This is a genomic window from Nocardioides sp. (assembly GCF_025964975.1).
In the GTDB taxonomy this organism is placed as follows: Bacteria; Actinomycetota; Actinomycetes; order Propionibacteriales; family Nocardioidaceae; genus Nocardioides.
In genome coordinates this window covers 1-5,303 of record NZ_JAOPXV010000056.1, presented here as the reverse complement: position 1 = coordinate 5,303, position 5,303 = coordinate 1, and the positions used below count along the sequence as shown (strand labels likewise).

The window sequence follows — 5,303 nt, the reverse complement described above, 5'->3', positions numbered from 1 at the left end:
GAGACCAACGTCGACCTCGCTGCTGCCTCCGACGCCATCATCATCGGCTTCAACGTCCGGCCCCAGGGCAAGGCGACCGAGATGGCCGACAAGGAAGGTGTCGAGATTCGCTACTACTCGGTCATCTACCAGGCCATCGAGGAGATCGAGGCGGCTCTCAAGGGCCTGCTCAAGCCGGTCTACGAGGAGTCGACCCTGGGTCAGGCGGAGATCCGCGAGATCTTCCGCTCGTCCAAGGCAGGCAACATCGCGGGCTGCATGGTCATCGGTGGCCTCATCCGCCGCAACGCCAAGGTGCGCATCCTGCGCGACGGTGCCGTGGTGGCCGACAACATCGACCTCACCTCGCTCCGCCGCGAGAAGGACGACGCGTCGGAGGTCAGGGAAGGCTTCGAGTGCGGTCTCGTGCTCCGGAACTTCCAGGACATCAAGATCGGTGACATCGTCGAGTCCTTCGAGATGCGCGAGATCGCCAGGTCCTGATCGATCCGAGTGTCGGTTCCCCCGCCTGTGCGGGGGGACCGACACTTCTCGTTGTGCCCTCCTGAGAGAGTGAACCCATGACCAACCCCCGCGTCCGCAAGATCGCCGACCGGATCCATGTCATCGTCGCTGAGATGCTCGAGCGTCGGATCAAGGATCCGCGCCTCGGCTTCGTCACCATCACTGACGTCCGGGTGACGGGCGACAGCCAGCAGGCCAGCATCTTCTACACCGTTCTCGGTGCCGATGAGGAGCTGGAGAGCACAGCGGCAGCGCTCGACTCGGCCAAGGGTGTCATCCGGTCCGAGGTGGCCAAGCAGCTCGGGATGCGGATCGTCCCGACGCTGACGTTCATCCCGGACGCATTGCCCGAGAGCACGCGCGCCCTCGACGAGGTGCTCGCCCGGGCCAAGGCACAGGACGAGGCCGTCGCCGCGCTCCGAGTCGAGACCTACGCCGGTGAGGAAGACCCCTACAAGAAGCCTCGCGAGATCCGAGCCGCGGACGACGAGGACCGAGACGTTGACGAGCCGGCCGACGACTCCGAGGACCTCGAGGACTGATGACGGACGCACCCGGCCTGGTCATCGTCGACAAGGCCGCGGGGATGACGTCGCACGACGTCGTCGCACGCGTACGCCGACTGGCCGGCACGCGCAAGGTGGGCCATGCAGGGACATTGGACCCGATGGCGACCGGGGTGCTCGTGCTCGGCATCAACCGAGCCACCCGCCTGCTCGGGCACCTGATGCTGACCGAGAAGGCGTACGACGCGACGATCCGTCTGGGCATGTCGACCACCACCGACGACGCGGAGGGGGAGGTCACCGCAACCACGCCCGCGGGCTTCCTCCGGCCCGACCTCGTGGACGCCGAGCTCGCCCGGCAAGTCGGCGAGATCATGCAGGTGCCGACGGCGGTCAGCGCGATCAAGGTCGCCGGCAAGCGGGCCTATCAGCGGGTCCGTGACGGCGAGGAGGTCGAGCTCACGGCGCGGCCCGTGACGATCCACTCGCTCGAGGTCCGCGACCGGCGGGTCGTGGAGGACTGCCTCGACGTCGACATCTCGGTCCGGTGCTCGAGCGGCACCTACATCAGGGCCATCGCGCGCGACCTGGGAGCGACGCTGGGGGTGGGCGGGCACCTCACTGCCCTGCGGCGTACGGCCGTCGGCGGCTTCGACCTCTCCCATGCCCACACGCTCGAGGAGCTCGCCGACGGGCTCGTGCTCGTCCCGATCGCGGAGGCGGCCAGAGCTACCTTCGGCGGTGTCGACCTGGACGAGACGCAGGCCGCGGACGTCCGCTTCGGCCGGCCGATCGGGCTGTCCCTCCCCGGCACCGGCGAGCACGCCCTCTTCGCTCCCGACGGCGAGTTCCTGGCACTCTACGAGCCCACTGCAGGCGGGGCGCGCCCGGTGGCGGTCTTCGTCGGCTGAAGCGCGTCGATAGGCTGCCCACCGTGCAGATCTGGACCTCCTTCGCCGACGTGCCGAGCGACCTCGGTCCCACGGTCGTCACGATCGGCAACTTCGACGGCATCCACCTCGGGCACCAGCACGTCCTCCAGCAGGCACGGACCACGGCTGACGAGCTCGGTGTGACGGAGGTGGTCGTGGTCACCTTCGACCCGCACCCCATCGCCGTGCTCCGGCCCGAGCACGCCCCGCCCACGCTGACCAGCATCGAGACCCGCGTCCGCCTGCTGAGCGAGGCCGGCATCGATGCGGTCCTGGTGGTGCCGTTCGACCGCGACATGGCGTCGTGGTCACCCGTCGACTTCATCGACCGGGTCCTGGTCGACGCCCTGCGCGCCCGTGCCGTCGTCGTCGGCGCGAACTTCCGCTTCGGCAACCGCGCTGCGGGCGACGTCGCCCTGCTGCGCGGCGTGGGGGAGGAGCGGGGGTTCCTCGTCGAGGGCGTGGAGCTGGACGGTGGCCCCCAGGTGTGGAGCTCCACCTACGTCCGCAGCTGCCTGGTGACCGGTGACGTGTCGGGAGCCGCCGAGGCGCTCGGGCGGCCGTTCACGGTGCGCGGTGTCGTGGTGCGGGGCGACCAACGCGGACGCGAGCTCGGCTACCCCACCGCCAACGTTCCCACCCCCGCTGACGCTGCAGCCCCGGCTGACGGGGTCTACGCGGGATGGTTGACCCGTCTGGACTCCGGTGAGAGCTACCCGGCCGCGATCTCGGTCGGCACCAACCCGACCTTCGACGGCGAACGCGAGCGCCGGGTCGAGTCCTACGTCCTGGACCGCGACGACCTGGAGCTCTACGACGTCGAGGTCGACGTCTCCTTCGTCGAGCGGTTGCGCGGCATGGTGAAGTTCGAGGGCGTCGAGGCTCTCGTCGAGACGATGCATGACGACGTACGCCGTGCCCGCGAGACCCTGGTGACCCGAGCGTGAGCCGAGCGGTGCCTCTGCCCGAGCCGGCGACCCGCGAGGAGGCCGAGGCCTGGTTCCTGGCGCACGGCCTGCCCTACTTCGTCGACGACACCCGTGACCAGGTACGCCGCAGGCTCGCCCGCGGTCGGCTGCTGGTGGTCGGCGGGGTCGGCCTCCTCCTCGCGGTAGCCGCCGGTGTGGCCGTGGGATGGTGGGTGGCGACCAGCACCAAGCAGAGTGGTGTCTCTGCCGGGATCTCGGTGGGCGCCACCGTGCTGCTCCTCGTGGCGGCGGTCTACGCGGGCCGCGCGCTGAAGTTCGACGTCATCGGGAAGTGGGCCATGCGCCACTCCTTGGCCAGCCTTGAGCTGCTGTTCCCGTTGGCCACGCGAGCGATGCCGATGCTGCTGCTCTTCGTGACGTTCCTCTTCATCAACACCGAGGTGTGGATGATCGCCTCCGCCCTCGACGGGGGCATCCTGTGGGGTGCGGTGCTGATGTTCGGCGGTGTGGCCACGGGATTCCTGCTGGTGCGGTTGAGCGAGGAGGTCGACCGCCTCGACGACGAGGTCGGCCGAGACGAGCTGGGCGATCGGGCAGACGTGGTCGGGTTGCAGCGGACAAACCTCGTGTTGGTGCTGCTCATCACTCAGGCCTTCCAGGTACTCCTGTTGGCGCTGGCGGTCTTCGTCTTCTTCGTCGTCTTCGGTGCGATCGTGATGGACGAGGCCGTGCTCAAGAGCTGGATCGGGGAGCAGCTGACCTATCCGTGGGGCATCAAGCTGGTCAGCCTTGAGCTCGTCCAGGTCTCGGTGTTCCTCGCCGCGTTCAGCGGGCTCTACTTCGCGGTGTTCGCCGTCACCGACGAGACTTACCGCCGTGAGTTCTTCACCGATGTCCTCGGCGAGCTCGAGCAGGCCCTCAAGGTGCGGGTGCGCTACCTCAGCGGCAGGTAGCGTCCGCTCGACATCGCGGGGTCCACAACGTCGGCAGGAGCCGCTGGTCGAGGCACCTGTACGACACCCGTCGACCAGGTCATGAGCGGCGTGGACACGCCGCCACTGGTGCGGTTCAAGCACTAGTGCGCATTCCGCAGTAGCGGGTGTGTCATGGACACCACGCAGCTCCTCAAGGGAGTGCTCGACCTCGCCGTCCTCGCGGTGGTCGCTGAGGAGGACGGCTACGGCTACGACGTCGTGCGCCGCCTGCGCGCCGGCGGGCTCGACAGTCGGGGACGCGTCGGTCTACCGCACCCTTCGCCGGTTGTACGCCGCCAGAGCGCTGACGTCCTACGCCGTGGCCTCCCAGAGCGGGCCCCACCGGAAGTACGACGGCATGACGCCACTGGGACGCGCGCAGCTCAAGTCCCAGCGTGACGACTGGGTCCATTTCTCCGCCACTGTCACCAACCTGCTGCGGCGGGCCTCCCCGGTGACGTGTGGGGGTTCCTCCAGTCACTGCGGCCCTTCTGGTGGCTGGTGCGAGCCTGGATCGCGGTCGAGCTGATCGACCTGGTGTGGGGCCACGGCGGCTACATGAAGGGCCTCGACGTCATCCCGTCCCTGCGCTGGGCGGGCTTCCCGTTGCTCGTCGCCGCGCTGGTGATCAGCGTCCAGATCGGCCGCGAGCGGCTGTGGCCGGCGCCTCGCCGCGGCATGAGCCGCGCCGCCCTGCTCGTGCCCAACCTCTTCGCGCTGGCCCTCGTTCCGGTGGTGGTCGACAACCTCGTCACGACGGCGAAGGTCGACCAGTGGTACGGCGGCTACCTGACGGGAGCCAACCACCAGGAACCCGGCCTGTGGCTCAAGGACCGCCCGGTCCGCAACATCTATCCCTACGACGCCGCCGGCCAGCCGCTCGTAGGCGTGCGGCTCGTCGACGAGAACGGCCGGCGCCTCGACGCCGACGGTGGGGCCGACGAGTGCGGGAGTCCACGCACGTGCCGTGGGTGAACGGCCGCACGGAGGCCTGGAACGTCTTCCCGCTCTCCGAGCAGCCGACCCGGCGTCGCACCGGGAATTCGACGCGCGAGGCCATGCAGCAGCCGCCGCCGTACGACGTGCTGCCCCCGGTGTCGCTGGGCGGGGTGACGCCCTCGGGCCCCGCCCCACCGGATCAGGTCGACAGCACGCGGGAGAAGCCTTCCCCCACGGATCGGCGGCACCAGCCAGGTCGGTCGAACTGGGCCACCCCTGAGGGTGGAGCGCGGTGACGTCGGGTAGTGGACACTTCGCCGCGGCGCTACCTTCACTTCACCATCACCCCCGAACATCGGAGAGAACAATGGGATACGGACTAGGCGTCTTCCTGCTGGCAGTGGGGCTCATCCTGGCCCTTGCCGTCCAGGACGCGGTCGAGGCGATCGACCTGACGATGATCGGGTGGATCCTCTGCCTGGCCGGCCTCCTGGTCATCGGCATCACCGCGATCCAGAT

At 69.0% G+C, this 5,303-nt stretch carries 8 protein-coding genes and 1 pseudogene; all 9 read left to right on the top strand.

Going from position 1 to position 5,303, the window contains the following annotated elements; all coding sequences use genetic code 11:
- Positions 1–483 (top strand): annotated as a pseudogene (locus JWN68_RS04245) (translation initiation factor IF-2); the annotation flags it as partial.
- A 77-nt stretch (positions 484–560) separates the two neighbouring features.
- Positions 561–1,046, top strand: a complete 486-nt coding sequence (gene rbfA / locus JWN68_RS04240) for a 30S ribosome-binding factor RbfA (protein WP_297735157.1) — start codon at positions 561–563, stop codon at positions 1,044–1,046.
- A complete protein-coding gene (truB, locus tag JWN68_RS04235) occupies positions 1,046–1,921 on the top strand; it encodes a tRNA pseudouridine(55) synthase TruB (RefSeq protein ID WP_297735153.1) in 876 nt (291 codons plus the stop codon). Before rbfA ends, truB begins: the two co-directional genes overlap by 1 nt.
- 23 nt (positions 1,922–1,944) lie before the next feature.
- On the top strand, positions 1,945–2,889 hold the full coding sequence (locus JWN68_RS04230; RefSeq protein ID WP_297735151.1) for a bifunctional riboflavin kinase/FAD synthetase: 945 nt from the start codon (positions 1,945–1,947) through the stop codon (positions 2,887–2,889).
- A gap of 8 nt (positions 2,890–2,897) precedes the next feature.
- Positions 2,898–3,824 carry a hypothetical protein gene (locus JWN68_RS04225; protein ID WP_297735148.1) on the top strand — a complete coding sequence of 309 codons (927 nt, stop codon included), beginning with the start codon at positions 2,898–2,900 and terminating at the stop codon, positions 3,822–3,824.
- Between the two features lie 153 nt (positions 3,825–3,977).
- The gene (locus JWN68_RS04220; RefSeq protein ID WP_297735167.1) at positions 3,978–4,244 is read left to right on the top strand and encodes a hypothetical protein; all 267 of its coding nucleotides are present in this window, start codon (positions 3,978–3,980) and stop codon (positions 4,242–4,244) included.
- 60 nt (positions 4,245–4,304) lie between these two features.
- A complete protein-coding gene (locus JWN68_RS04210; protein ID WP_297735163.1) occupies positions 4,305–4,820 on the top strand; it encodes a hypothetical protein in 516 nt (171 codons plus the stop codon).
- A complete protein-coding gene (locus JWN68_RS04205; protein ID WP_297735143.1) occupies positions 4,817–5,080 on the top strand; it encodes a hypothetical protein in 264 nt (87 codons plus the stop codon). The genes JWN68_RS04210 and JWN68_RS04205 overlap by 4 nt, the downstream gene beginning before the upstream one ends.
- A 71-nt stretch (positions 5,081–5,151) precedes the next feature.
- A partial coding sequence (locus JWN68_RS04200; protein ID WP_297735160.1) for a DUF6458 family protein occupies positions 5,152–5,303 on the top strand: 152 nt, incomplete at its 3' end.

What these genes read in the sequence shown, in the direction of transcription:
- truB (WP_297735153.1), top strand. Translation starts at nt 1,046, where the DNA reads ATGACGGACGCACCCGGCCTGGTCATCGTCGACAAGGCCGCGGGGATG.
- rbfA (WP_297735157.1), top strand. Translation starts at nt 561, where the DNA reads ATGACCAACCCCCGCGTCCGCAAGATCGCCGACCGGATCCATGTCATC.
- JWN68_RS04220 (WP_297735167.1), top strand. Translation starts at nt 3,978, where the DNA reads ATGGACACCACGCAGCTCCTCAAGGGAGTGCTCGACCTCGCCGTCCTC.